Origin of the sequence: Piscinibacter sp. XHJ-5 (genome assembly GCF_029855045.1) — a bacterium.
In the GTDB taxonomy this organism is placed as follows: domain Bacteria; phylum Pseudomonadota; class Gammaproteobacteria; order Burkholderiales; family Burkholderiaceae_C; genus Albitalea.
In genome coordinates this window covers 4,177,298-4,203,363 of record NZ_CP123228.1, presented here as the reverse complement: position 1 = coordinate 4,203,363, position 26,066 = coordinate 4,177,298, and the positions used below count along the sequence as shown (strand labels likewise).

Annotated in this window: 21 protein-coding genes and 1 tRNA gene; 19 read left to right on the top strand and 3 right to left on the bottom strand. The window is 69.1% G+C overall.

Annotated features, from left to right (window positions below; translation table 11 throughout):
- The first annotated feature begins 92 nt into the window (after window positions 1–92).
- The 5 genes from P7V53_RS19805 to P7V53_RS19785 all read left to right on the top strand — a co-directional run bounded on the left by P7V53_RS19805 (window position 93) and on the right by P7V53_RS19785 (window position 8,060).
- Window positions 93–3,095 (top strand): PAS domain-containing hybrid sensor histidine kinase/response regulator, encoded by a 3,003-nt coding sequence (locus tag P7V53_RS19805; RefSeq protein WP_280151232.1) that lies wholly within the window; start codon window positions 93–95, stop codon window positions 3,093–3,095.
- Entirely contained in the window at window positions 3,092–5,350 is a 2,259-nt protein-coding gene (locus tag P7V53_RS19800; protein WP_280151231.1) for an EAL domain-containing protein, read from the top strand. The genes P7V53_RS19805 and P7V53_RS19800 overlap by 4 nt, the downstream gene beginning before the upstream one ends.
- A 12-nt stretch (window positions 5,351–5,362) precedes the next feature.
- Window positions 5,363–7,024: a GGDEF domain-containing protein gene (locus P7V53_RS19795; protein ID WP_280151230.1), complete on the top strand. Its 1,662-nt coding sequence runs from the start codon at window positions 5,363–5,365 to the stop codon at window positions 7,022–7,024.
- A 62-nt stretch (window positions 7,025–7,086) separates the two neighbouring features.
- Complete coding sequence (locus P7V53_RS19790) at window positions 7,087–7,287, top strand: hypothetical protein (protein WP_280151229.1); 201 nt, start codon at window positions 7,087–7,089, stop codon at window positions 7,285–7,287.
- A 167-nt stretch (window positions 7,288–7,454) separates the two neighbouring features.
- Window positions 7,455–8,060 carry a PEP-CTERM sorting domain-containing protein gene (locus tag P7V53_RS19785; protein WP_280151228.1) on the top strand — a complete coding sequence of 202 codons (606 nt, stop codon included), beginning with the start codon at window positions 7,455–7,457 and terminating at the stop codon, window positions 8,058–8,060.
- A 9-nt stretch (window positions 8,061–8,069) separates the two neighbouring features.
- On the opposite strand, the gene P7V53_RS19780 is transcribed toward P7V53_RS19785, so the two are convergent.
- Together P7V53_RS19780 and P7V53_RS19775 are read right to left on the bottom strand one after the other, a co-directional pair.
- Window positions 8,070–8,159: transfer RNA gene (locus P7V53_RS19780), tRNA-Ser, on the bottom strand.
- Window positions 8,160–8,232: 73 nt separating this feature from the next.
- Window positions 8,233–9,054, bottom strand: coding sequence for a symmetrical bis(5'-nucleosyl)-tetraphosphatase (locus P7V53_RS19775; RefSeq protein ID WP_280151227.1), 822 nt, complete (start codon window positions 9,052–9,054; stop codon window positions 8,233–8,235).
- A gap of 46 nt (window positions 9,055–9,100) precedes the next feature.
- Between P7V53_RS19775 and P7V53_RS19770 the strand changes: the two genes are divergently transcribed.
- From P7V53_RS19770 to P7V53_RS19755, 4 genes are all read left to right on the top strand, one after another.
- The gene (locus tag P7V53_RS19770) at window positions 9,101–10,399 is read left to right on the top strand and encodes a hemolysin family protein (RefSeq protein WP_280151226.1); all 1,299 of its coding nucleotides are present in this window, start codon (window positions 9,101–9,103) and stop codon (window positions 10,397–10,399) included.
- Between the two features lie 24 nt (window positions 10,400–10,423).
- Window positions 10,424–11,188, top strand: coding sequence for a SapC family protein (locus P7V53_RS19765; protein ID WP_280151225.1), 765 nt, complete (start codon window positions 10,424–10,426; stop codon window positions 11,186–11,188).
- A 159-nt stretch (window positions 11,189–11,347) separates the two neighbouring features.
- Window positions 11,348–12,769, top strand: a complete 1,422-nt coding sequence (pcaB, locus tag P7V53_RS19760; protein WP_280151224.1) for a 3-carboxy-cis,cis-muconate cycloisomerase — start codon at window positions 11,348–11,350, stop codon at window positions 12,767–12,769.
- 29 nt (window positions 12,770–12,798) lie between these two features.
- Entirely contained in the window at window positions 12,799–14,001 is a 1,203-nt protein-coding gene (locus tag P7V53_RS19755; RefSeq protein WP_280151223.1) for an alpha/beta fold hydrolase, read from the top strand.
- Here P7V53_RS19755 and P7V53_RS19750 read toward each other — a convergent pair whose 3' ends face one another.
- Window positions 14,002–14,844, bottom strand: coding sequence for an IclR family transcriptional regulator (locus P7V53_RS19750; protein ID WP_280151222.1), 843 nt, complete (start codon window positions 14,842–14,844; stop codon window positions 14,002–14,004).
- Between the two features lie 114 nt (window positions 14,845–14,958).
- Between P7V53_RS19750 and P7V53_RS19745 the strand changes: the two genes are divergently transcribed.
- The 10 genes from P7V53_RS19745 to P7V53_RS19700 all read left to right on the top strand — a co-directional run bounded on the left by P7V53_RS19745 (window position 14,959) and on the right by P7V53_RS19700 (window position 26,045).
- Complete coding sequence (locus P7V53_RS19745) at window positions 14,959–15,909, top strand: MBL fold metallo-hydrolase (RefSeq protein WP_280151221.1); 951 nt, start codon at window positions 14,959–14,961, stop codon at window positions 15,907–15,909.
- Between the two features lie 92 nt (window positions 15,910–16,001).
- On the top strand, window positions 16,002–17,585 hold the full coding sequence (locus P7V53_RS19740) for an FAD-dependent oxidoreductase (protein ID WP_280151220.1): 1,584 nt from the start codon (window positions 16,002–16,004) through the stop codon (window positions 17,583–17,585).
- 10 nt (window positions 17,586–17,595) lie between these two features.
- Window positions 17,596–17,793 (top strand): DUF2783 domain-containing protein, encoded by a 198-nt coding sequence (locus P7V53_RS19735; protein WP_280151219.1) that lies wholly within the window; start codon window positions 17,596–17,598, stop codon window positions 17,791–17,793.
- Window positions 17,794–17,818: 25 nt separating this feature from the next.
- The gene (locus P7V53_RS19730; protein ID WP_280151218.1) at window positions 17,819–18,796 is read left to right on the top strand and encodes a tripartite tricarboxylate transporter substrate binding protein; all 978 of its coding nucleotides are present in this window, start codon (window positions 17,819–17,821) and stop codon (window positions 18,794–18,796) included.
- Window positions 18,797–18,818: 22 nt separating this feature from the next.
- Window positions 18,819–20,111 carry a homogentisate 1,2-dioxygenase gene (gene hmgA / locus P7V53_RS19725; protein WP_280151217.1) on the top strand — a complete coding sequence of 431 codons (1,293 nt, stop codon included), beginning with the start codon at window positions 18,819–18,821 and terminating at the stop codon, window positions 20,109–20,111.
- The gene (gene fahA, locus P7V53_RS19720; protein ID WP_280151216.1) at window positions 20,108–21,436 is read left to right on the top strand and encodes a fumarylacetoacetase; all 1,329 of its coding nucleotides are present in this window, start codon (window positions 20,108–20,110) and stop codon (window positions 21,434–21,436) included. The genes hmgA and fahA overlap by 4 nt, the downstream gene beginning before the upstream one ends.
- A 57-nt stretch (window positions 21,437–21,493) precedes the next feature.
- Complete coding sequence (locus P7V53_RS19715; protein ID WP_280151215.1) at window positions 21,494–22,522, top strand: TRAP transporter substrate-binding protein; 1,029 nt, start codon at window positions 21,494–21,496, stop codon at window positions 22,520–22,522.
- 16 nt (window positions 22,523–22,538) lie between these two features.
- Window positions 22,539–23,033: a TRAP transporter small permease gene (locus tag P7V53_RS19710; RefSeq protein ID WP_280151214.1), complete on the top strand. Its 495-nt coding sequence runs from the start codon at window positions 22,539–22,541 to the stop codon at window positions 23,031–23,033.
- Window positions 23,030–24,355, top strand: coding sequence for a TRAP transporter large permease (locus P7V53_RS19705; protein WP_280151213.1), 1,326 nt, complete (start codon window positions 23,030–23,032; stop codon window positions 24,353–24,355). The genes P7V53_RS19710 and P7V53_RS19705 overlap by 4 nt, the downstream gene beginning before the upstream one ends.
- 157 nt (window positions 24,356–24,512) lie before the next feature.
- Window positions 24,513–26,045: a methyl-accepting chemotaxis protein gene (locus tag P7V53_RS19700; RefSeq protein ID WP_280151212.1), complete on the top strand. Its 1,533-nt coding sequence runs from the start codon at window positions 24,513–24,515 to the stop codon at window positions 26,043–26,045.
- Window positions 26,046–26,066: the final 21 nt, after the last annotated feature.

The following is a 26,066-nucleotide window of genomic DNA, read 5'->3' as shown; positions in this document are numbered from 1 at the left end:
TGGTGCGCCGAAATCGACGAATTGCGTCCCCGCGCCGCTGCGCCAAGGACGTGTCCTTGCGTCGATGGCGAGTTGTTCCGAGCCTTCATCCCATGCTGCCTTACCTGTCCCGCGTCTCGCTGTGGCTCGCTGCGCTCGCCGCCGGCGTGTCCTTGTTCACGCCCGGACGGCAAGGTGCGCTGCTGGCATCGTTCGCGATGCTGGCGCTCATCGGCGCGCTGGTGATGCGGCGTTTCCACCTGAAGGTCCGCGCCGCGCCGACTCCCGACGCGGGCGAGTCGCACGCGCTCGACGACGGCGCGATGCTCGACATCGCCACGGTGCTCACGCGCACCATCGGCAAGGCGCCGTCGCTGGCCGATGCCTTGCGCGACGTGCGCGACGAGCTGGTCCACGAGCTGGGTGCGCAGGAAATCACGCTGCACGAGCCGCCGGAGGCGCCGCACGAAACGCTGGTGGTCCCGGAACGGTTTCCGCTCGGCGTGGCGATGAAGAGCGGCGAGGTGACCGGCAGCAGCGAAGCCGGCTTCGCGCTTCCGGTGTCGCGCGGTGGCCAGGTGATCGCGATGCTGGCGCTCAAGGGCACGGCGCTCGAGGTCGGCACGGACGCGCTCGGCCGCCTGCTGGAGCTGGTCAAGGCGCAGCTCGACGCGCTGGCGCAGCGCGAGGCGGCGGGACCGGCGCCGCTGGAGGAATCGCTGGCCCGCTACGCAGAGCTTGCCGAGACGATGGAGGACACGCTGTTCGTCAGCAACCCCGAGCGCTCGCACTTCGAGTTTCTCGGCAGCAGCGCCTTCGACACCTACGGCGTCTCACGCGAGCAGTTCGAGCGGCGCCACGGCGCCATCCTCGATCACCTGCTCGAGGACGACGTGCCCTTGCTGGCGCAGCGGCGCGAGCTCGAGATGCGCGGCGAGCCGGCCGACATCACCTACCGCATCCAGCATCCGCGCAAGGGCCTGCGCTGGATACGCTCGCGCTCGCGCACGCGCACGCTGCCCGACGGCACGCTGCGGGTGTACGGCCTGGTGTCCGACGTGACGCGCGACCGCGAGCACGAGGTGGAGCTGGAACGTGCGCGCGACGACGCCGAGGCGGCAAGCCTGGCGAAGAGCCAGTTCATGGCGAACATGAGCCACGAGATCCGCACGCCGATGAACGGCATCCTCGGCATGACCGAGCTGCTGCTGGGCACGCCGCTGAACGACAAGCAGCGCCGCTTCGCGAAGGCGGTGTACCGCTCGGGCGAATCGCTGCTGGAGATCATCAACGACATCCTCGACTTCTCGAAGATCGAGGCCGGCAAGCTCGAGCTGGCGCCGACCGACTTCTCGCTGCGCAGCGTGGTCGAGGACACGCTGGAGCTGCTGGCGCCGCGGGCGCACGAGAAGGGCCTGGAGCTGAGCTTCTACGAGGCACCGGGGCTGCCGCCGAGCGTGCACGGCGATCCGCTGCGGCTGCGCCAGGTGCTCACCAACCTGATCGCCAACGCCATCAAGTTCACCGAGCACGGCGAGGTGGTGGTCGAGCTGCGCCCGGACGACGCCCCGGTGCCCGTGGCGCAGGAGGCGCCCGCCGGATCGGTCTGGCTCGCGTTCGGCGTGCGCGACACCGGCATCGGCATCGATCCGGAGGTGCTGCCCCGGCTGTTCAGCGCCTTCACGCAGGCCAACGGCGGCATGTCGCGCCGCTACGGCGGCACGGGGCTCGGGCTGGCGATCTCCCGGCAGCTCATCGAGCTGATGGGCGGCAGCATCACCGTGCAGAGCTCGCCGGGCATCGGATCGCACTTCCTGTTCCGCCTGCCGTTGCGACCGGCGATCGGCGACAGCGCCGTCGGCGAGCTCGACGGCACCGAGTTGTCCGGCATGCGCGTGCTGGTGGTCGAGGATCACGAGACCAACCGCACGGTGCTCGAGAACATGCTGGGCGCCTGGGGCATGGATGTGACCCTGGCCGGGGACGGCCAGCAGGCGCTCGACATCCTGCGCGGCAAGACGGTCTTCGACACGCACTACGACCTGGCGCTGGTCGACATGCACATGCCGCGTGTGGACGGCGTGACCTTCGGCCGCACGCTGAAGGTCGACGGCAGCCACCCGGACCTGAAGATGATCCTGCTGTCGTCGGTGTCGTCGCCGGACGACGTGCGGGCGGCGCAGCTCGCGGGCTTTCACCGCTTCGTCGCCAAGCCGGTGCGCAAGGCCGAGCTGCGCCAGGCCATCCTGGGCGTCTCGGCGCAGCGCCGCGACAGCGTGCCGCTCTCCCCGCGCCTGTCGGGCAGCGTGCTGGTCATCGAGGACAACCCCGTCAATCAGGAGGTCATCGGCCAGATGCTGCGCCACCTCGGCCTCAGGGTGCGTGTGGCCGCTGGCGCGATGCAGGGGTTGCGCGCGCTGTGTGAGGCACACTTCGACCTCGTGCTGATGGACATCCAGATGCCCGGCATGGACGGCGTCGAGGCGCTGGGCTGGTTCCGCCGCGGGTCCGGCGGCCGGTTCGAGTTCGTCACGCCGAGCCATACCCCAGTGATTGCCGTCACGGCGAACGCGCTGGGAGGCGACCAGGACCGGTTCCTGGCGCTGGGCTTCGATGACTATCTGTCCAAACCGTTTCGCCAAAGCCAATTGCTCGCCATGCTGATCAAACGCCTGAGTGCCAAGCCGGCCGGCCCCGCCGACGGCCCGCCGAGGGGCGGCGGCGCGCCCACAGGGGCGTGGACGCTGCCGGCGGGCACGGAGACAGTGCTCGACGCCGACGCCCTGGAGCGGCTTCGCGAGCTCGATCCCAAGGGCGAGAACCAGCTGCTGTCGCGCGTCATCACGGCCTTCGAGGCTTCAGCGGCGCGGCTGCTGCCGCAGCTGCAGGATGCGCGGCGCGCCGGCGACGCGGCCGGCATCCGGCATGTCGCGCATACGCTGAAGTCGTCGTCGGCCAGCATAGGCGCCATGAAACTGTCGCAACTCTGCGCCGAAATCGAAGCCAAGATTCGCACGGACAGGCTGGAAAACGTCGATGCCCGGGTCGAGGAGCTTTCCGCCGAGGTCGAGATCGTGTTACAAGCTTTGAAGCGGTTGCTGGACGCCTCCACATGAACGCAAGCGTTGCGTTGAGCGACGACGAATCGCTGGGTCAGCCTCGAGTCCTCCTCGTCGACGACGACGAGGTCAACCTCTTGCTGACCAGCATCGCCTTGCGCGAGCGCGGCTTCTCCATCACCGAGGCCACGAGCGGCGAGCGCGCCATCCAGGTGCTGGCCGACTGGCTGCCCGACGTCGTCGTGCTGGACGCCATGATGCCCGGCATGGACGGCTTCCAGACCTGCCGCGAGCTGCGCGCCTTGCCGGGCTTCGAGTCGCTGCCGGTTCTCATGCTGACCGGCCTCGACGACGATGCGTCCATCAACCGCGCCTACGAGGCCGGCGCGACCGACTTCTTCGTCAAGTCCACCCAGTGGAGCCTGCTGGCCGGTCGCCTGCGCTACCTGCTGCGCTCGTCGCGCACGCGCCAGGAGCTGGAGCGCAGCAAGTCCAAGCTGGCCCGCGCGCAGGACCTGGCCCGCATGGGCAGCTTCGACTGGAAGCGCGAGCACGGCAGCCCGGTGTTCTCGGTCGAGGGTTTGCGCGTCTTCGGCCTCGGGCCCGGCGTGCGCCTGGAGTTCCGCCAGCTGCTGCGCATGCTGCCCCCGGAAGACCGCGCGGGCTTTCTTACCGTGCTGCACGACGTGCTGAGCCACAGCTCGGTGCTTGCCACCGACATCCCGGTGACGCTGGCCGATGGCCGCCAGCGCATCATCCACACCGAGGCCGAGCCCGAGTTCAACGAACACGGCAACCTGCAGGGCTACACCGGCATCGTGCAGGACGTGACCGACCGGCGCATGGCAGAGGACAAGATCCGCCACCTGGCCAACTTCGATGCGCTGACCGGCCTGCCCAATCGGCGCCAGCTCATCTGGCGCACCGAGCGCGCGCTCGAGTACGCGCGCCGGCTCAACCACCAGGTGAGCCTGCTGCTCATCGATCTCGACCGCTTCAAGGTCATCAACGACACGCTGGGCCATGGCGCCGGCGACGAGCTGCTGATGGAAGTGGCGCGCCGCCTGCGTTCATGCGTGCGCCACTGCGACCAGGTGATGGAGAGCTCGCTCGAGGCCATGGGCTCGCGCTCGCACCGCACGCTGGAGGCGGTGGGCCGCCTGGGCGGCGACGAGTTCGTCGCGCTGCTGCCCGAGGTGGTGGACGAGCGCGACGCCGAGCGTGTGGCGGTGCGCATCCTCGACCTGATGCGCGAGCCGATCTTCGTCGGCGGCCAGGAATGCTTCGTCACGGCCAGCGTCGGCATCGCGATGTTCCCGCGCGACGGCCTGTCGGTGGCCGACCTGATGCGCAACTCCGACGTCGCCATGTACTCGGTGAAGGCGCAGGGCCGCAATGCGGCGTCGCTGTACCGGCCGCAGCTCGCCGGCAAGGGCCGCGAGAAGCTGGAGCTCGAGAGCGCGCTGCACAAGGCGATCGAGCGCAACGAGCTGGTGCTGCACTACCAGCCCAAGATCGACGTGCGCGCCGCCAAGATGGTCGGCGCCGAGGCACTCATGCGCTGGCAGCGCGCCGGCGTGCTGGTGCCACCGGGCGACTTCATCCCGCTGGCCGAGGAGACCGGGCTCATCATCCCGCTGTCCGAATGGGCGATCCGCGAGACCGCCCGCCAGGCGCGCGTGTGGCAGGACAGCTTCGGCTTCTCCGACTCGATTGCCGTCAACCTGCCGAACCGCCTGTTCGAGCGCACCGACCTGGTCGAGCACATCCACCAGGCGGTCACGATGTACGGCGTGCCGCACCACGCCATCGAGCTCGAGATCACCGAGACGGGCCTGATGAAGGATCTGCAGAACGTCATCCCGTCGCTGCACCGCCTCAACGAGATCGGCGTCGAGATCTCGATCGACGACTTCGGCACCGGCTATTCGTCGCTCGCGTACCTGACCACGCTGCCGATCTCCGAGCTCAAGATCGACCGCAGCTTCGTGCGCGACCTCGGGCTCACCCCGCAGAGCTCCGCGGTGGTCACCGCCATCATCGCGCTGGCCCGCTCGCTGGGCCTGCGCGTCATCGCCGAGGGCGTGGAGAACCTGCGCCAGATGGAGGTGCTGCATCGCCTCGGCTGCGGCGTGATGCAGGGCTTCCTGTTCAGCAAGCCGCAGCTGCCCGAGGACATCGAGACCTGGCTGCAGCAGACGGTGCTGCCCAAGAAGGCGCCGTGGATCGGCAAGGCCGGCGTCAACGACATGGCCGACGCGCTGCGCGCCGCGGAAGGCCGCGGGGGCCACCGCGCCACGCCGGCCGGCTGACGAGGAACCTCCATGGCGACCCCGCCGAAGAGCGCGGCCCCTTCCGCATCCGCCGACCCCATGCTGCCTGCCCAGCTTGCCAAGGCGGCGCTGCGCCGGCTGGTGATGGACAAGCTGGAGCCGACACCGGAGAACTACGAGCGGGCCTACCAGCAGGAGATGGGTGTCGCGCCGTCGCCGCGCGCGGCGCCCGAAGGCGGCGGCGAGCAGCTGGCCGAGCTGATCGACCGCATCGTTCGCGGGGTGGAGCAGCGCAGCCGCCAATGGACGACGGCGCGCAAGAAGGACAGCCTGCAACGCGTGCTGAGCGGCAGCCGCGGCGACGCCGCGCGGCTGCAGCAGCGGCTGCGGCAACTGGTCGCCAGCTGGGAGAGCGAAGCGCCCGAGGAGGGCGGCGTCGAGACCGTGCCGGTGCCGCTCGACGAGGCGCCGGAGACGGCATCGGCCCGCGTGCCCGCCGGTGCCGATGCGTCCGCCGCGGTGCCCGACTGGAACCGCATCGTCGCCATCTTCGACGCCACCGTGCAGCACGCGTTGCCCGGCAGCGAAGCCGACAGCCGGGTGCTGGCCGCGGCCATCGCCGATGCGTCGCGGCGCATCCAGGATCAGGGTGCGACGCCGCTGCTCGCCGACGAGCTCAAGCTGCTGTGCCAGCGCGCTGAACGCGTGCTGCAGCACCGCCATCACCTGCTCGATCAGCTGGGCGACCTGTGCCGCGAACTCACCGCCAGCCTGTCCGACCTGGCCGAGGACGACAGCTGGGCGCAGGGGCAGTGCGAGGCGATGCGGCTCAAGATCGACGAAGGGCTGACGGCGCGCGGCGTCAAGTCGGTGAGCGACCTTCTGCACACCACACGGGAGCGCCAGGGCCAGCTCAGGATCGAGCGGCAGCGCGCACGCGATGCGCTGAAGACCCTGATCGGCCGCATGCTGAGCGAGCTCGACGAGCTGGGCTCGCAGACCGGACGCTTCCACCAGAGCGTGGGCCGCTACGCCGACGTCATCGAGAAGGCCGACACGCTCGAGAGCCTGACCGGCGTCGTGCGCGAGATGGTGGAGGAAAGCCGGACCGTGCAGGCGCTGGTCGCGCAGACGCAGCAGCGGCTGCACGACGAGCACACGCGCGCCAGCGGGCTCACGCAGCGCGTCAGCGAGCTCGAAGGCGAGCTGCGCCGCCTCTCGGAAGAGGTGTCGACCGACCAGCTCACGCAGATCGCCAACCGGCGCGGCCTGATGCAGGGTTTCGAGGCCGAGCGCTCGCGCATGGAACGCACCGGCAGCCGCCTGTGCGTCGGCCTGCTCGACATCGACAACTTCAAGCGGCTCAACGACGAGCTGGGACACGGGGTCGGCGACGAGGCCCTGAAGTCGCTGGCCGCGGTGGTGAGCCGCACGCTGCGTCCCACCGATCTCACCGCGCGCTACGGCGGCGAGGAATTCGTCGTGCTGCTGCCCGACACGCCGGTGGAGGAGGGCCAGCTCATCCTGACCCGTCTGCAGCGCTCGCTGAGCGGCGGCCTGTTCATGCACGAGAACAAGCAGATCTTCGTCACCTTCTCCGCCGGTGTCACCGCATATCGACCAGGCGAGCGCATCGAGGAGGCGCTGGAGCGCGCCGACCAGGCCCTGTACGAAGCCAAGCGGACCGGGAAGAACCGGACTTGCATCAACTGAAGCGTGGTCGGGGGCACCCCGCTTGCTGAAGACGCAGAACCGACAAGCCGAGGAGATCCGCCATGGCTGAAGCCTCATCCCCCAACGACCGCGACCCGAAGGAACAGCGCCCGATGGCGCCTGGCGACCAGGCACCTGCGGGCACGCCGGGCACCGGCGAGGACGTCTGTCCGCGCTGCGGCGGCAGCGGCCGACTTGCCAATGCAGTCTGTACCGAATGCGGGGGCCGCGGCAAAGTCGTCAAAGGCATAGGCGGCGGGTGAGCCCGGCGGCGTGTAGTTCCTACACGCCGCTTCCGCGAGGAGTGGTCTCGCACGCGAGTGCGTGGCATCGGCGCGACGCGGAGTAACCCGATTTCAAACTGGGGGGTTGTGCTGGCTTCGCGATCCCGGCGACGATTCCGCGAATAAACAGTCGAAGGGGGCACTCCTTGAGCGCGAAAAAGTCACTGGCCGCCATCGCGATGGCCTTTGGGATGTCGTCGGCCGCCGTGGGCGCGCTGACCAGCTACGACCTCATCCTGCAGGTCGATCAAGTCAGCAACTCTCCCGGTTGCGCCCTGAACCTGCCGCTGACCTTCGGCTGCTTGAGCACCGGGCAGGTGTTCGTGGGCCACTTCTCGATCGACAGCGCCATCCTGCTGACCGACGGCATCAACAACACCGCTGCCATCTCCGATTTCTATCTGCCGTTCGGCAACCTGATCTACTCGACCGGGCCCGACAACACGGCACTCGCCACGTTTCGCAACCAGAGCGGCTTCGCCTCCGCACCCGGGTTCCTCATCGAGAACGGGCAGGTGGTGGACCTGGTCGGCGGGCTCGTGGGCAGCGGCGACGTCCCGTTCATCGACATGCACCTGCCTGGCGTACTTCCACGCAACCGGTTTTCCGCGATGGATGCGTCCTTGACGACGGCCGGGGGCACTTTGCGCATCGTGACGGCGGTGCCTGAGCCCGAGACCTATGCGATGTGGCTGCTCGGGATCGCCGGCATCGCGTTGGCGCTGCGGCCGCGTGCGAACGCCACGGCGTGATGGCAGCCTTGGCGGAAGCGGTGAGATTCGAACTCACGGATGGGTTTCCCCATCGCTGGTTTTCAAGACCAGTGCCTTAAACCGCTCGGCCACGCTTCCCGCGAAATGAAGGCGCAGATTGTAGTCGTCCACGCCTTGCGCCAGCCGAGCGCGTAGGCCTGCGCCGCGTCCATCAACGCGCGCGCGGCGCTCCGCCGCACGGCACCTGGATCACCTCGCGCCGTCCCCCGTCGACGCGCACTGCGGTGAGCTGGCCGCCCCATACGCAGCCGGTGTCCAGCGCCAGCAGATCGGGACGATTGACCAGGCCGAGTGCCGACCAGTGGCCGAAAGCGATGGGCACGCCCTGCGTCTTGCGTGCGGGCGCTTCGAACCACGGCACCACGCCCGGCGGGGCCTTGCCCGCGCCTTCCTTGCTCTTGAGCTCGAGCGTGCCGTCCGGCTGGACGAAGCGGATGCGCGTCAGCACGTTGACCGTGAAGCGCAGCCGATCCGCCCCGCCGAGCGAGTCGTCCCAGCGCGAGGGCTCGTTGCCGTACATCACCGACAGGAAGTCGCGCATGTTGTCGCTGCGCAGGTGCTGCTCCACTTCGCCGGCGAGCCTCAGCGTCGTCTCCAGGTCCCATTGCGGGACGACGCCGGCGTGCACCATGAGCCAGCCATCGTGGAATACCGCGAGCCGATGTGCGCGCAGCCACGCGATCCACTCGGCGCGCTGCGGGGACTCGAGGATGTCGGCGAGCGTGTCGTCGCCGTGCGATGAGCGCAGGCCGTGCGCAACCGCGAGCAGGTGCAGGTCGTGGTTGCCCAGAAGGCAGGTCGCCGAGGCGCCGAGCCCGCGCAGTCGCTGCAGCGTGGCGAGATTCTTGGGCCCGCGGTTGACCAGGTCGCCCAGCACGACCACGTGGTCGCGCGACGGCGAGAAGTCGATCCGCTCGAGCAGGCGATCGAGCGCATCGCCGCATCCCTGCACGTCGCCGACGATGTAGTTCATGGGGTCGATTCTGCTACGCTCCCCGCTTTCCCCCCGCGCGCGCCGCATGGACGTTGCCCTGCTGATCTTCCTGATCCTGCTGAACGGCGTTTTCGCCATGTCGGAAATGGCACTGACCGCCAGCCGCAAGGCCAGGCTCCAGGTGATGGTGGAAAGCGGCGAAGCGGGCGCCCAGGCGGCGATCGACCTGCATGACAACCCCACCAAGTTCCTCTCGGTCGTGCAGATCGGCATCACGTCGATCGGGGTCCTCAACGGCATCGTCGGCGACGCGGCGTTCTCGGGCCCGTTCGCCAAGTGGCTGCATGCCACGCTGCCCATCGGCGACAAGGCGGCCGAGATCAGCGCCACCGCGATGGTGGTGGTCGTCATCACGTTTCTCACGATCATCTTCGGCGAGCTGGTGCCCAAGCGCCTCGGCCAGATGTACCCCGAGACGGTGGCGCGTCTGGTCGCGCCGCCGATGGAGTGGCTGTCGCTGCTGGCCCGGCCCTTCGTGCGGCTGCTCTCGATGAGCACCGAAGGCACGCTGCGCCTGCTGGGCATCCAGGGCGGTCCGTCGCGCAGCGTCACCGAGGAGGAGATCGCCGCGAGCCTGGAAGAGGGCGTCGATGCCGGCGTCATCGAGGAGCAGGAGCACCAGATGGTGCGCAACGTGTTTCGTCTCGACGACCGGCAGGTCGGCTCGATGATGATCCCGCGCGTCGAGATCGTGTGGCTGGACGCGCAAGCTCCACAGGAAGAGGTGCTGCGCGTCATCGAGGACGAGGAGCATTCGCGCTATCCGGTGTGCCGCGGCGGCCTCGACGACGTGCTGGGCGTTGTGTCGGCGCAAAGCCTGCTGCAGCAGCTCATGCAGGGACGTTCGCTGTCGCTCACCGAGAAGCTGCAGCCGCCGGTGTTCGTGCCCGAGACGCTGTCGGGCATGGAGCTGCTCGACCATTTCCGCGCCTCGGGCGCGCAGCTCGTGTTCGTGGTCGACGAGTACGGCGAGGTGCAGGGCGTGATCACCGTGCGCGACGTGCTCGAGGCCATCACCGGCGAGTTCACCACCCCCGCGTCGGGGGATTCGTGGGCGGTGCAGCGCGAAGACGGCAGCTGGCTGTTCGACGGCCTGATCCCCGTGCCCGAACTGAAGGACCGGCTCGACCTCAAGGGGCTGCCCGAGGAAGACCGCGGCCGCTACAACACGCTTGCCGGGATGATCATGTTGCTGCTGGGCCGCCTTCCCTGCACTGCGGATGCCGTGGAGTGGGAAGGCTGGCGCTTCGAGGTGATCGATCTCGACGGCAAGCGCGTCGACAAGGTGCTGGCGCAGGCGATCGCGCCGGTCACCACCCCGTAGTGTCGAAGTTCCGGGAGCATCGCCTTGATCAAGTCCGCCCTCTACCGAGATCCTCAGCTTCTCGATCCGGCCGTGCACCGGCACAAGAAGGTGAAGCCGCTCGTGGACCTTTCGGTCGCCAAGGACATGCACGCGGTGTTCCTCGCTGCCACCGAATTCCCGTCGGCGGCGATGTCGCTGCCGATCATCTTCGTGCACACCGGCGAGCGCCTGCCCGATGGCAAGGCGATGATCGCGCCCGTCGCGCTGCTCGGCGTAGCGGCCAACGAGAACCTGGTGATCAACGAAGGCCGCTGGGAGGCGCGCTACGTGCCGGCGTTCATCCGACGCTTTCCATTCCTGACCGCGGGCGTGCAGGATTCGGAGTCGTCGTCCGCGGTGTTCGTCGACGCGGCCTGGAGCGGCTTCAACGACACCGAAGGCGAGCCCTTGTTCGACGCCGACGGCAAGCCCGCGCCGGTGTTGCAGCGGTCCATCGAGTTCCTGCGCAGCTTCGACCAGGAGCAGCAGCGCACGCGCCAGTTCTGCCTGCGGCTTCTCGAGCTCGACGTGCTCAAGGAGATGGCGGCCAATGCCACGCTGCCCGACGGGGAGTTGAAGGTGGAAGGCTTTCTCACCGTCGACGAGGACAAGCTCAATGCGCTGCCCGACAAGGATGTCATCGAGCTGCATCGCAACGGCATGCTGATGCTGCTGCAGATCCACTTGCTGTCCCTGCACAACATGCAGATGCTGATCGAGCGCAAGGCGATGCGACTGGCGGCGCAGGCGAAGACCGCGAAGGCGTAGGCCGAGATCTCCCTCATCCGCTCGCGGGAGAGGGTTGGGGTGAGGGCAATCGTCAAGCCGTGGCCAACACTGCCGTTCGCACCGCCGGTGCGGCCATCGCGCCACAGCCCCCATCCCGCGCGCTAGCATCCCCTCCCCGGTCCGCTCCACGAGGTTGGCATGTCCGCGTTGGTGTTCGAAAGCTTTCTCTCCACCGCCGAGGCGATCGCGACCTTCAGCGAGACGGCCGTCGTGCAGGCCATGCTCGACTTCGAAGCCGCGCTCGCGCATGCACAGGCCGACGAGGGTGTCATTCCCGCGCGTGCGGCGGCGGCGATCGCGGGCGTGTGCAAGGCAGAGCTGTTCGACGTGCCGGCCATCGTCGCGGCCAGCGGCCGGGCCGGCAGCCTGGCGATCCCGCTGGTCAAGAAGCTCACCGAGACCGTCGGACTGTTCGATGCCGAGGCCGCCGGCTATGTGCACTGGGGCAGCACCAGCCAGGACGTCATCGACACCGCGCTCGTCATGGTGACGCGCCGGTCGCTCGCGCTGATGGACCGCGATCTGTGCACCTTGATCGCCGCGCTGCTCGAGCTCGCCCAGCGGCACGGCGACGCGCCGGTGCTGGGCCGCACGCTGCTGCAGCCGGCCCAGGTGGTGAGCCTGGGCTTCAAGCTCGTCGGCTGGATCGCCCCGCTGGTGCGCGGCCAGCAGCGCCTGCGCAACGCGGGAAGGGCGGCGCTGCGCCTGCAACTCGGCGGTGCGGTCGGCACGCTGGCGGTGATGGGCGACAAGGCCGACGCGGTCGCGCGCCGTCTCGCCGAGCTGCTGGAGCTGGCGCTGCCTCCGGGCGCCTGGCACACGCAGCGCGACGAGATGGCCGCGCTGGCCTGCGAGATCGGCGTGCTCACCGGCTCGCTGGGCAAGATCGCCAGGGACATCTCGCTGATGGCGCAGGGCGAGGTCGGCGAGCTCGCAGAGCCTGCCGGCAGCGGCCGCGGCGGCTCGTCGGCAATGCCGCACAAGCGCAATCCGGTGGCGGCCATGCTTGCGCTGGCCGGCGCGATGCGCGCGCCGCATCGGGTGTCGGCGCTGCTGGCTGCCATGACGCAGGAGCACGAACGCGGGCTCGGCAACTGGCAGGCCGAGCTGGCCGAGACGGTCGGCCTGCACGTGGCCGCCCACGGCGCGCTGAAGTCCCTGGCCGACGTCGCGGGCGCGCTGCAGGTGGACGCGCCGCGCATGCTGCGCAACATCGATGCGCTGCAGGGCCTGGTCTTCGCCGAAGCGGTGTCCATGCGCCTCGCGCAGCGGATCGGCAAGGCGCGCGCTCACGCGCTGCTCGAGCAGCTGTCGCAGCAGACGGTGGCCAGCGGCGGGCACCTGCGCGAGGTGACACTGGCGGCGCTGCGCAGCGACGATGCGTTGAGCGGGCAGCTGAGCGCCGATGAGGTGAGCGCGCTTTTCGATCCCGCGCGTGCGGCACAGCGTGCGATCGAGGTCGCGCGGCCGCAGCTGGCCGCGTTGGCCGATGCCGCACTCGCGCTGCGCGAACACCCGCCGTGGACGGCGTGGAGCGCCGAGGCCGGCGCTGCCACCTGAAACCGACATCCCTCGAGAAAGCCACTCCCATGTCCCAACAAGACGATTTCGATCGCGGCGTGAAGAACCGCCGTGCGGTGCTCGGCGACGCCTGGGTCGACAGGTCGCTGAACAACGCCAATGCCTTCAACGCCGAGTTCCAGAGCCTGATCACGCGCTATGCGTGGCACGACATCTGGGGCCGCCCCGGGCTCGACCACACGACGCGGCGGCTTCTGGTGCTGGGCATGACGATGGGCCTGGCGCGCTGGGAGGAGTTCGAGCTGCATTGCCGCGCCGCCATCGAGGGCGGCGTGCCGCTCGACAAGATCAAGGAAGCGCTGATGCAGGGCGCCATCTACTGCGGCGTGCCGGCAGCCAACACCGCGTTCAAGATCACGATGGACATCCTGCGCGAGGCCGGCCGCGTGCCGCCGCCGCAGCCGCTGTCGAGCGCCAGCCGCGCGGCCACGCACCACACCTTCAGCGAGCCGCAGCTGCGGGTCTGCGTTCAAGGGCAGGGCGCGCCAGTCGTGCTCAGCCATGCCCTGGGCCTGGACCTGACCATGTGGGACGGACTGGCGGCCGGCCTCGCCGCGACGCACGAGGTGGCGCGCTATGACCATCGAGGCCACGGCGGTTCGGCCGTGCCTGCCGGTCCCTACACGATGGAGCAGCTCGTCGCCGATGCGGCGCGGCTCATCCGCGAATGGGGTCGCGGTCCTGTCGTCTTCATCGGGCTGTCGATGGGCGGCATGGTGGGGCAGGGCCTGGCGATCCGCCATCCGGAGCTGGTGAAGGCGCTGGTGCTGGCCAACACGACATCGCGCTATCCGGAGGCCGCCGCTGCCGTGTGGGCGCAGCGCATCGAGGCCGTCGAGGCGGGCGGCATGGCCGCGGTGGCCGACATGGTGGTCGAGCGCTACGTGCATGCGGGCTTCCGGGCGCAGCATCCCGAAGCGGCGCACGCCTTGCGCGCGCAGCTGCTGCGCAGCGATCCCGCCGGCTACGCCGCCAGCTGCCGCGCCGTGGCCGCCGTCGACTGGACCGATTCGCTGCCGGCGGTGCGCTGCCCGACGCTGGTGATCGCCGGCGCGCTCGATGCGGGCGCCACGCCCGCGATGGCGCAGGTGATCGCCGATCGCATCCCCGGAGCGAGGCTCGAGGTGTTCGACGACGCATCGCACCTCAGCGTGGCGGAGGTGCCGCAGGCGTTCGCGCAGACCGTGTCCGCGTTCCTCGCAGCGTCGTGATCAGGGCGCGCCGAGCAACTTCGACAGGGCCTTCGCGCTGCGCCGCAAGGCATTGGCGACGGTGCCATCCCACCGCACGTCGAAGATCGCCGACGGCCCGATCGCCGTCAGGCTGAGCACCATCTCGCCGCCATCGTCGAACACCGGCGCCGCCATCGCGCTGACGCCGGCGACGGTGCCGTCCGTGATGCGGCTGACGCCTGCGCGGCGGATCTGCTCCCAGGCGGACTCGAGTTGCGCATCCACAGCCGGCTTCAGGCGCGATGGCACCGGCTGTCCCTTCTGTCGCAGCTCGGCGGCCTGCTCGTCGGCCAGCGCCGCCAGCACCCGCTCGCGCGGCAGATGCGACGCGAACAGCATGCCCGAGGCCGTGCCGCGCAAGCTCATCACCGTGCCGTGGCGCATGTTCACGTGCACGGCGGTGGGCGCCTCCTCGATGCGCACGATGGTCGCCCCGCGATTGCCCCACACGGCCACGGCCATGGTCAGGCGCAACTCCTGCGCCAGCTCGCGCAGCACCGGCGTGGCCAGCCGGACGGGATCGAACTGCTGGAGGCTGATCAGCCCCAGCTGCAGCGCGAGCGGCCCCAGGCCGTAGCGCCCAGAGCCTTCGTCCTGCGCGATGAGGCCCAGCTTGCCGAAGCTCACGAGGTAGGGATGCGCCTTCGCCGGCGACATGCCGGCATCGCGCGCGAGGTCTTTCAGCGCCATCGGCCGCCCGGTGTGCACCAGCGCGAGCAGCAGCTGCCCGCCCACTTCCACGCTCTGGATGCCGCGCTGGCCGCGCTCGGCCGCGTCCTCGACAGGGACGGGTTCATCGTCGATCTTTGGACGGGAAGGCATGGCTTAGGTGTTTGTACGTAAACGAATGAGTTAGACATTAACGAACAACTTGACTAAGATCAACCCCATTCAGCAATGACGAACGATTTCGGGAATAGCGAACTGGAGACCCAGATGAGCAAAGCATTCGCCAGCCAGGCCGACCTGCAGGAAAAGCAGGTCAGCTTCACCAAGCTGTCCGACAACGCCTATGCCTACACCGCCGAGGGCGATCCCAACACCGGCGTCATCGTCGGCGACGATGCGGTGATGGTGATCGACACCCAGGCCACACCGGTGATGGCCGAAGACGTCATCCGGCGCATCCGCGAAGTGACCGACAAGCCGATCAAGTACGTGGTGATGAGCCATTACCACGCGGTGCGCGTGCTCGGCGCCAGCGCCTACCGGCCGCAGGAGATCATCGCCAGCCAGGACACCCGCGACCTCATCGTCGAGCGAGGCGCGCAGGACATGAAGAGCGAGATCGAGCGCTTTCCGCGCCTGTTTCGCGCGGTCGAGACCATTCCGGGGCTCACCTGGCCGACCCTCACGTTCAAGGGCGAGATGACGGTCTGGCTGGGCACCCTGGAAGTGCGGCTGATGCAGCTGGGGCGCGGCCACACCAAGGGCGACACCGTCGCCTGGCTGCCGCGGCAGAAGATCCTCTTCAGCGGCGACCTCGTCGAGTTCGATGCCACGCCGTACGCCGGCGACGCCTACTTCGAGGACTGGCCCCGCACGCTTGACAACATCGCGGCACTCGCGCCCGAGAAGCTGGTGCCCGGTCGCGGGGCCGCGCTCACCAGCCCTCAGATGGTGGAGCGGGGCCTGGCCGGCACGCGCGCCTTCGTGAGCGACCTGTACGCCAGCGTCAAGGCCGGCGTGGCGGCAGGCAAGGACCTGCGGGCGGTCTACAAGGACACCCACGCGGCGCTCAAGCCGAAGTACGGGCAGTGGGTGATCTACGACCACTGCATGCCCTTCGACGTGACGCGTGCGATGGACGAGGCCACGCAATACCGCGATCCGCGCATCTGGACGGCGGAGCGCGACAAGGCGATGTGGGAGCAGCTGGAATCCTGAGCGCGTTCGCATCTGCTGCAGGAGATCCGTTCAGCCCGAGGTGTCAACCGCCCGGCTGAGGGAAACAGCCCACCATCTGAACGGTTCGTGACATGGACTATCAGTCGCTCGAGTTCGAATACAAGCCCTCGCCCGACCAGCGCGCTGAGCAGCCTGCCCGGCATCCGGTGATCGTGGTCGGTGCCGGTCCGGTGGGCCTCAGCCTGGCCACCGACCTGGCGCAGCGCGGCGTTCCCGTGCTGCTGCTCGACAACGACCACCGGCTGTCGACCGGCTCGCGGGCGATCTGCTTCGCCAAGCGCACGCTGGAGATCTTCGATCGACTCGGGTGCTGCGAGCCGATGATCGACAAGGGCGTGTCGTGGAAGCTCGGCCGGGTGTACTTCGGCGACGAGGAGGTCTACCAGTTCGACCTGCTGCCCGAGCCGGGTCATGAGCGCCCGGCCTTCATCAACCTTCAGCAGTACTACGTCGAAGGTTTCCTGCTCGAGCGCGCACAGGGGCTGCCGCAACTCGAGATCCGCTGGCGCAACAACGTGGTCGGGATCGAGCCCGGCGCCGACGCCGTCACGCTCGCGGTCGACACCCCCGATGGCCCGTACCGCGTGAAGGCCGGTCATGTGGTGGCGTGCGACGGCGCGCGTTCACCGCTGCGCGCCGCGATGGGCCTCGAATCGAAGGGCCGCAGCTTCCGTGACCGCTTCCTGATCGCCGACGTGCGCATCGCCGGCGTCGACCTGCCCTGCGAGCGGCGCTTCTGGTTCGACCCGCCGTTCCATCCGGGCCAGAGCGTGCTGCTGCACAAGCAGGCCGACGGCGTGTGGCGCCTCGATTTCCAGCTGGGCTGGGGCGCCGATCCCGAGGCCGAGAAGCAGCCCGAGCGCATCCTGCCGAGGGTGCGCGCGGTGCTCGACAGCATCGGTGCGGGCCGCCATGAGGTGGAGATCGTGTGGGCCAGCGTGTACACCTTCGCCTGCCTGCGCATGGAGCGCTTTCGGCATGGGCGCGTGCTGTTCGCCGGCGACGCGGCGCACGGCGTGTCGCCGTTCGGCGCGCGCGGGGCCAACTCCGGCGTGCAGGACGCCGAGAACCTCGCATGGAAGCTCGCGCTCGTGAGCCGCGGCGAGGCGCCGGATGCGCTGCTCGACAGCTATGCCAGCGAGCGCGAGTTCGCGGCCGACGAGAACATCCTCAACAGCACCCGCGCCACCGACTTCATCACGCCGAAGAGCGAGGTCAGCCGCCTGTTCCGCGACGCGGTGCTCGATCTCTCGCGCGAGCACGCCTTTGCGCGCAGGCTGGTCAACAGCGGGCGCCTGTCGGTCCCGGCGGTGTTGCGCGACTCGCCGCTCAATACGCCCGATGCCGATCCCTTCGACGGCCGCATGGTGCCCGGCGCGGCGGCTGCCGATGCGCCGCTCGAGGGCGCATGGCTGCTGCGCAAGCTCGGGCGCGACTTCACGCTGCTGGTGTTCGGCGCGGCGCCGGCCTGGACCCGCGAGCTTCCGCTGAAGACGCTGTGCGTCGGCGCCGAGGGCCTTGCCGCCGAACGCTACGACGCCCGCCCGGGCACCGCCTACCTCATCCGACCCGACCTGCACGTGGCCGCGCGCTGGCGCGCGCCCACCGAGGCTGCGGTGCGCGCCGCGCTGGCGCGCGCCTGCGGCCAGCGTTGAAAGGCACGCCATGCTCATCACCGACCCGCACCTCGAATCGCCCGATGACTTCTACGAAGCGCTGATCGACACCCACCGCGACCTGAGCACCGCCGACAGCCATGCGCTGAATGCGCGCCTGGTGCTGCTGCTGGCCAACCACATCGGCTCGCTCGAGGTGCTGAAACAGGCACTGGCGCTGGCGCGCGCCGGCGGCCGTCACGACTGAATTGACCTCTTCCCGAAAGGACCCCATGCCGACGATGACGTTGTCCCGCCGCGCGTTCTGCGCGGCTGCCCTGCTGTCCCTGACTTCCCTCGCAACGCCTGCCGCGGCGGTCGACAAGCCGATGGAATGGGTCGTCGGCTACGCCGCCGGCGGCGGCTCCGACGTGGTGGCGCGCACGCTGGCCGAGGCGATGAGCAAGTCGCTGAACCAGACCGTGATCGTGAACAACAAGCCCGGCGCCGGCACCAACATCGCGGCCGACTACGTCGCGCATGCGAAGGACCCCGCGAACCTGATGTTCACCGCCGATTTCGCGACACTGGCCGCCAATCCCTTTCTGTATTCCAAGCTGAGCTATGACGCCGAGAAGGACTTCGCCCCGGTCGGGCTGATGGTGCGCTTTCCGCTGCTGCTGGTGGTGGCGCCCAACGTGCCGGCGAAGAACCTGCAGGAGTTTCTCGCCTGGGCGCGCTCGCAGGGGCAGGCAACGCCGTACGCGAGCCCCGGCGCCGGCAGCCCGCACCACCTCGCGACGGAGCTGCTGCGCGAGCGCAGCGGCCTCAAGCTGCAGCATGTGCCGTACCGCGGCGCCGCGCCGGCGCTGCAGGACGTGATGGGGCAGCAGGTGCCATTCATGTTCGTCGACACCGCGAGCGGCTGGCAGCATGTGACCAGCGGCAAGCTGCGCGCGATCGGCGTGGCCAGCCCGCAGCGCGTGAGCACCATGTCCGGGGTACCGACCCTCGCCGAGCAGGGGTTGGCCGGCTTCGAGGCCTACGCTTGGCAAGGGCTGGTGGTGCGCGCCGGCACGCCGGCCGACACGGTGGCGCTGCTGAACAGGTCGCTGGTCGCCGCGCTCGAGTCCACGGCGGTGAAGGCGCGGCTTTCGGCGCTGGGCGTCGAACCGACACCCGGCACGCCGGCTCAAATGGCGAGCTATGCCCGCAGCGAGCGCGAGCGCTGGGGCCGCCTGATCCGCGACGCGGGGATCAAGGTCGACTGAAAAATCAGGAGAGACATACACGATGACTGCATCCGACACCCTGCGCTACCAGTCCGGCTTCGCCAATCAGTTCGAGAGCGAGGCCGTGCCCGGCACGCTGCCCAAGGGACGCAACAGCCCGCAACGCGTGGCGCGCGGCCTGTATGCCGAACTGCTCTCGGGCACTGCCTTCACCGCGCCGCGCGCCGAGAACCTGCGCACCTGGCTGTACCGGCGGCGCCCCTCGGTGCTGTGCGGCGCCTACGAGCCTTTCGCGCAGCCGCACTGGAAGACCGGCGCGAAGGATGGCGTTCCCGTGCCGCCGAATCCGCTGCGCTGGAATCCGGTGGACATTCCCGAGACCCCGCTCGACTTCATCGACGGCCTGCGGACGATGGTCGTCAACGGCGATGCCGAGGCGCAGACCGGCATGGCCGCGCACCTGTACCTCGTGAATCGGTCGATGACCGACAGCGCCTTCGTCAACGCCGACGCAGAGATGCTGATCGTGCCGCAGCAGGGCCGGCTGACGGTCACCACGGAGCTCGGCGTGCTTGCCGTCGCGCCCGGCGAGATTGCCCTGCTGCCGCGCGGCATGGCGTTCAGCGTCGCGGTCCATGGTCCGTCGCGGGGCTACGTCTGCGAGAACTACGGCGCGCCGTTCAGGCTGCCCGAGCTCGGACCCATCGGCAGCAACGGACTGGCCAATCCGCGCGACTTTCTCGCGCCGGTGGCCGCGTTCGACGACGCGGCCCGGCCGTGGCGCATGCTGCGCAAGGCCGGCGGCGCGCTGTGGGTGGCTCGAGCCGAGGGCTCGCCTTTCAACGTCGTCGCCTGGCACGGCAACCTCGCGCCGTTCAAGTACGACACGGCGAACTTCATGACGATCGGCTCGATCAGCTTCGATCACCCGGATCCGTCGATCTTCACCGTGCTCACTTCGCCGTCGGACACGCCGGGAACGGCGAACTGCGACTTCGTGATCTTCCCCCCGCGCTGGCTGGTGGCCGAGGACACCTTCCGTCCGCCCTGGTACCACCGCAACGTGATGAGCGAGTTCATGGGACTGGTGCACGGCCAGTACGACGCCAAGCCCGAGGGCTTCAAGCCCGGCGGCATGAGCCTGCACAACTCCATGGTGCCGCACGGGCCCGATGCCGAGGCCTTCGAGAAAGCCTCGGGCGGCGAGCTCGCGCCGCACAAGCTCGACGACACGCTGGCGTTCATGTTCGAGAGCCGCTGGCGTTTCCACCCCACCGCGTTCGCCATGCAGTGCGGCGCCCTGGACAGCACGTACGCCGATTGCTGGCGCGGTCTGAAGGACAACTTCCGATGAACAGCCTCGACGACACCCACGACCAGGCCCTGCTGAGCTGGGTCGCCTCGGCCAACGAACCCGGTTGCGACTTCCCCATCCAGAACCTGCCGTTCGGCCGCTTCCGCCGCGCGGGCAGTCTCGAGCCATGGCACGTCGGCGTGGCCATCGGCGATCGCATCCTCGACCTGACGCTCGCCTGCGACAAGCCGGGCTGGACCGACGCGGAGAAGGAGCGCCTGCTGCCGCTGGCGCAGGGCTCGCTGAGCGGCTTCATGGCGCTCGGCGCGCAGGCCAGGGCGGCGCTGCGCCGCCAGCTCTCGCTGGCGCTGCGCGAAGGCAGCTCCTGGCAGCCGGTGCTCGTCGACTGCCTGGTGCCGCAAGCGCAGGCCGTGATGACGCTGCCCTGCGAGGTCGGCGACTACACCGACTTCTACACCGGCATCCACCATGCCACGACGGTCGGAAAGCTGTTCCGGCCCGACAACCCGCTGCTTCCCAACTACAAGTACGTGCCGATCGGCTACCACGGCCGCAGCTCCTCGCTGTGCGCCAGCGGGCATGCCTTCCACCGGCCGATGGGTCAGCTCAAGGGCGATGCCCCCGAGCCTCGCTTTGCGCCCACGGCGCGCCTGGATTACGAGCTGGAGCTGGGCGCGCTGATCGGGCCCGGCAACGAGCTCGGCGAGCCGATCACGATGGCCAACGCCGAGGCGCATCTGTTCGGCGTGATGCTGCTCAACGACTGGACGGCGCGCGACGTGCAGTCCTGGGAATACCAGCCGCTCGGGCCTTTCCTGTCGAAGAACTTCGCAAGCACGCTGTCGCCGTGGGTCGTCACGATGGAAGCGCTGGCGCCGTTTCGCGCGCCCTTCGAGCGACCGGCCGGCGATCCAGCGCCGCTTCCCTACCTGGACAGCGAAGCCAACCGAACGCAGGGCGCGCTCGACATCGCGCTCGAGGTGTGGCTGCAGACCGCCGGCATGCGCGAGCGCGGCGAGGCTGCCGTGCGCCTCATGCAGTCGAACTTCCGCGATGCCTACTGGACGCTTGCGCAACTGGTGGCGCATCACTCGAGCAACGGCTGCAACCTGCGGACCGCCGACCTGCTGGGCAGCGGCACGCAGTCGGGGCCGCAGCCGGGGCAGGGCGGTTCGCTGCTCGAGCTGACGCAGGGCGGCAAGCAGTCGATCACGCTGTCCAACGGCGAGACGCGAACGTTCCTGCAGGACGGCGACACCGTGATCCTGCGCGGCTTCTGCGAGCGCGCGGGGCGCCGCCGCATCGGTTTCGGAGACTGTGCGGCAACCGTACTGCCCGCGCGAACCCTGTCGTCAACCCTGTAGCTGGGCGCGTCGACGCAGACCTACGATAAGTGCGCTTTTCTTCCCGGAGACAAGACGATGAAGAACCGAATCAAGCTGCTGGCCGCTGCCGGTGCCGCGGCCTTCTCGCTCGGCGCGGCCGCGCAGGACGTGACCTTGAAGGTCCACCACTTCTGGCCGCCGGCCGCGATGCCGCCCACGAAGATCCTGCAGCCGTGGTGCGACAAGATCGCCGCCGATTCCAACAACAAGATGAAGTGCCAGATCTTCCCGGCCATGCAGCTCGGCGGCACGCCCGCCCAGCTCGTCGACCAGGCGCGCGACGGCGTGGTCGACATCGTCTTCACGCTGCCGGGGTACACGGCCGGGCGCTTCCCGATCATGGAAGTGTTCGAGCTGCCGTTCATGAACACCACCGCCGAAGTCGGCTCCAAGGCCGCCTGGGACTTCTACACCAAGTACGCGACCAAGGAGTTTCCGGGCCTGCATCCGCTGATGTTCGCCATGCACGATGCGGGCTTCCTGCACACGCGCGACAAGCAGATCAAGACGCTGGCCGACGTGAAGGGCATGAAGCTTCGCGCGCCGACGCGCCAGACCAACAAGCTGCTCGCCTCGCTGGGCGCGGCGCCGGTGGGCATGCCGCTGCCGGCGGTCGCCGATGCCGTCAGCAAGGGCACCATCGACGGCTTCGTGCTGCCGTGGGAGATCATTCCTTCGGTCAAGCTGCACGAGATGGTGAAGTTCCACACCGAGACCGACACGTCGCGCCCGGCGCTGTACACCGCCACCTTCATCATCGCGATGAACCAGGGCAAGTACGACAGCCTGCCCGCCGACCTGAAGGCCGTCATCGACAAGAACAGCGGTGCGCCACTGTCGGCCACGGCCGGCAAGGTCTGGGACGAAAGCCAGGCCGCGGGCCGCAAGCCCGCCGTGGATCGCGGCAATGTGTTCTACCGCCTGCCGGCAGCCGAGGTCGACAACTGGATCAAGGCATCGCATCCGCTGTACGACGAATGGGTGGCCGACATGGACAAGCGCGGCCTGCCCGGCAAGCAGATGCTGAAGGACGCGCAGGACCTGCTGGCGAAATACAAGAAGTGACGGGGGCGCGCTGACCATGCCGCCGCTGTTGCGCCGCCTGGCGGCGCTGTTCGCGATCGTCGGTTGCCTGGTCGCCTGCACGGTGGCGCTGCTCACCGTCAGCAGCGTGAGCGCCCGCGCGTTGCTGTCGCGGCCCATCCCGGGCGACGTGGAGCTCACGCAGTTCGGCATCGCGCTGTGCATCGCGCTGTGCCTGCCGTGGGCGCAGCTGCACGGCAGCAACATCATCGTCGACTTCTTCACGCAGAAGGCCGGGGAGACCACGCGGCGCCGTCTCGATGCCTTCGGCGCGCTGCTGCTGTCGGCCATGGTCGGCGTGCTGGCCTGGCGCACCGCCGTCGGCGCCCTGTCGGTGCGCGACGCGTTCGAGACGACGATGATCCTCGGCCTGCCGATGTGGATCACCTACGCGGTGCTCGCGCCGGGGCTGGCGCTGACCTCGGTCATCGCGCTGGTGCAGGTCAAGCTGCACCTGCAGGGCCGCGCGCCGCATCCGGAGCTGCTGCCGTGAACGGTGCCGTCGTGGGCATCGTGATGTTCAGCGCCATGCTGGTGCTGATGGCGATCCGCGTGCCGATCGCCGCCGCCATGTTCATCCCGGGCGCGGTCGGCTACTGGGCGATGACCAACGACATCGCGCTGCTCAACACGCTGAAGGGCTCCGCGGTGGCGCGCCTCACGGTCTACGACCTGAGCGTGATCCCGCTGTTCCTGCTGATGGGGCAGTTCGCCACGCAGGGAGGACTGAGCCGGGCGCTGTTCAAGGCCGCCGCCGCCTTCGTCGGCCACATCCGCGGCGGTCTCGGCATGGCCGCCATCCTGTCGGCGGCGGCGTTCGGCGCGGTCTGCGGTTCATCGGTGGCGACCTCGGCCACGATCACCCAGGTCGCCTACCCGGAGATGAAGGCGCACGGCTACCACGGCCGGCTGTCCACCGCCGCGCTGGCCACGGGCGGCACGCTGGGCATCCTCATCCCGCCATCGGTCCCGCTGGTGGTCTATGCCATCCTCACCGAACAGAACATCGCCAAGCTGTTCGCCGCCGCGATGCTGCCCGGCCTCATCGCGACCGCAGGCTATGTGATCGTGATCGCGCTGTACTGCCGCGTGCGGCCGCAGCTGGCGACGCCGAGCGAGCCGCTGCCGTGGGGACAGCGCTTGCGCACGTTGCTCGGCGTGTGGCCCATCGTCATCATCTTCCTCGTCGTGTTCGGCGGCATCTACGGCGGCGTGTTCTCGCCGACCGAAGGCGCGGCGGTCGGCGCCATCGGCACCTTCGTCGCCGGCGTGGCGCAGCGCGAGCTCGACCTGCAGCGCATCAAGCGCAGCTTCTACGGCACGGCGGAAACGTCGGCGATGGTGTTCATGATCTTCCTCGGCGCCGACATGATGAACTCGGCGCTGGCGCTGACGCAGATGCCCGCGCGCCTGGCCGACTGGGTGAGCCACCTGCAGGTCGCGCCGCTGGCCATCGTCGGCTGCATCCTGCTGTTCTACGTCGTGCTGGGCTGCGTGATGGACGAGCTGTCCATGCTGCTGCTCACCATCCCGGTCATCTTCCCGACCGTCATGGCGCTCGACCTGTGGGGCCTGGCGCCCGAGATGAAGGCCATCTGGTTCGGGATCCTCGTGCTGATGACCGTCGGCATCGGCCTCATCGCCCCACCGGTGGGCCTGAACGTCTACGTGGTCAACAGCATCGCGAAGGACGTGTCGATGAACGAGACGTACAAGGGCGTGATTCCATTCCTTGCCAGCGACTTCCTGCGCACCCTGGCGCTGCTGTTCTTTCCGGGGATGGCGCTGTGGCTGGTGCGCGTGTTCTACGGCTAGCGAGGCAGGCTCTCGCGCGGCGCCCTCCAGCCCTGTCCCGCAAGCGGGAAAGGGAGCGTGACTTTCTTGCATCCGGGTTTCCCCTCAGAACGTGGCGCGGTTCCTTGCGTTTTCGTTGGAACGTTCCAATACTTCAGCGTCCACGGGGGAGTTTTCAGTGAAGTTGCGTGATCAGATTCTGGCAATGGGCCTGGCAGGCGCCTGCATCGCGGGCCTTGCGGGAGCGGTGGGATTGTTCAGCGTGGGACGCCTGGCCGATGCCTTCGACGGCGCCCGGGCCATGGGGCTGGCGGTGCAGAACAGCCAGCGTGCGGCCATGATGCATGGCGCCGTCCGGGGCGACGTGCAGCGCGCGATGCTGGGCGCCATCGGCCGGGACAAGGCACAGATCGCCGACGCGCAGGCGGCTCTCGATCAGCACATCAAGAGTCTGCATACCGCGCTGCACACGCTGGAAGGCCTGTCGCTGTCCACCGAGGCGAACGCGGCGGTGGGCAAGACGCTGCCCATCGTGCGGGCGTACGCCGAATCGGCGGTCAAGCTTCTCGAGCTGAGCACGGGAGATTCCCCCGCCGCGGCGGCCGTCGCGGTGCCGGCCTTCCAGAAGCTCTACGGAGAGGTCGAAACCCAGATGGCGCAGCAGGTGCAGGCCATCGAGCGCGACGAGCAGGCGTTTCGCGAGCGCTCTGCGGCGGTGGTGATGCAGGCACGGGTGTTCGTGATCTCGGCGCTGGTCGTCGCAACCGCCGCGCTGCTGATCGCCTCGATCGCGCTGGCGCGGCACCTGGCGCGGCCGATGTCGCACGCGGTGCAGGTGGCGCGTACCCTGGCGCAAGGCGATCTCAGCGTGGCCGTGCGGCCGGCGGGCAACGACGAGACCGTGCAGCTGCTCGATGCCATGGCCCACATGCAGCACAACCTCTCGTCCATCGTGCGCAGCGTGAAGGGCAGCGCCGACCTGGTGGCCGCTGCCAGCGCCGACATTGCGCAGGGCAACCAGGACCTGTCGGCGCGCACCGAGCGCCAGGCCAGCTCACTGCAGGAAACGGCCGCGTCGATGGAGGAGCTGAGCGCCACCGTCAGGCGAAACGCCGACAGCGCGGCGCAGGCCAACGGCTTGGCGGTCGACGCCTCGTCGATGGCGGCCAAGGGCGGCGAGGTGGTCGGCAAGGTGGTGGAGACCATGCAGGCGATCCAGCAAAGCTCGAGCAGGATCGCCGAGGTCGTCGACATGGTCGAAGCCCTGGCCGCCCAGACGAACATCCTCGCGCTCAATGCCGCGGTGGAAGCGGCGAGGTCGGGCGACTCGGGGCGCGGCTTCGCGGTGGTGGCATCCGAGGTCCGCAGCCTGGCGGGACGCTCGGCGCAGGCAGCGAAGGAAATCGCAGCACTCATCCAGACATGCACCGAGCGGGTGGAATCGGGCAGCGCGCTGGTTCATCACGCGCGCGACACGATGAACGACGTCGCGGTGCGCATCGGTCGCGTCACGGCCATCATGGGAGAGATCAGCGTTGCCAGTTCCGAGCAGAGCGCGGGCGTATCGCAGGTGGAGAAGGCCGTGACGGACATGGACGAGACCACCCAGCGCAACGCCGCGCTGGTGCAGCAGATGGCCTCGGCCGCCGGCAACCTGAAGCAGCGCGCCGACGAGTCGGTCCAGGCGGTGGCGCTCTTCAAGCTCGGCTAGGCGTCGACCCCCTGCCGCGCC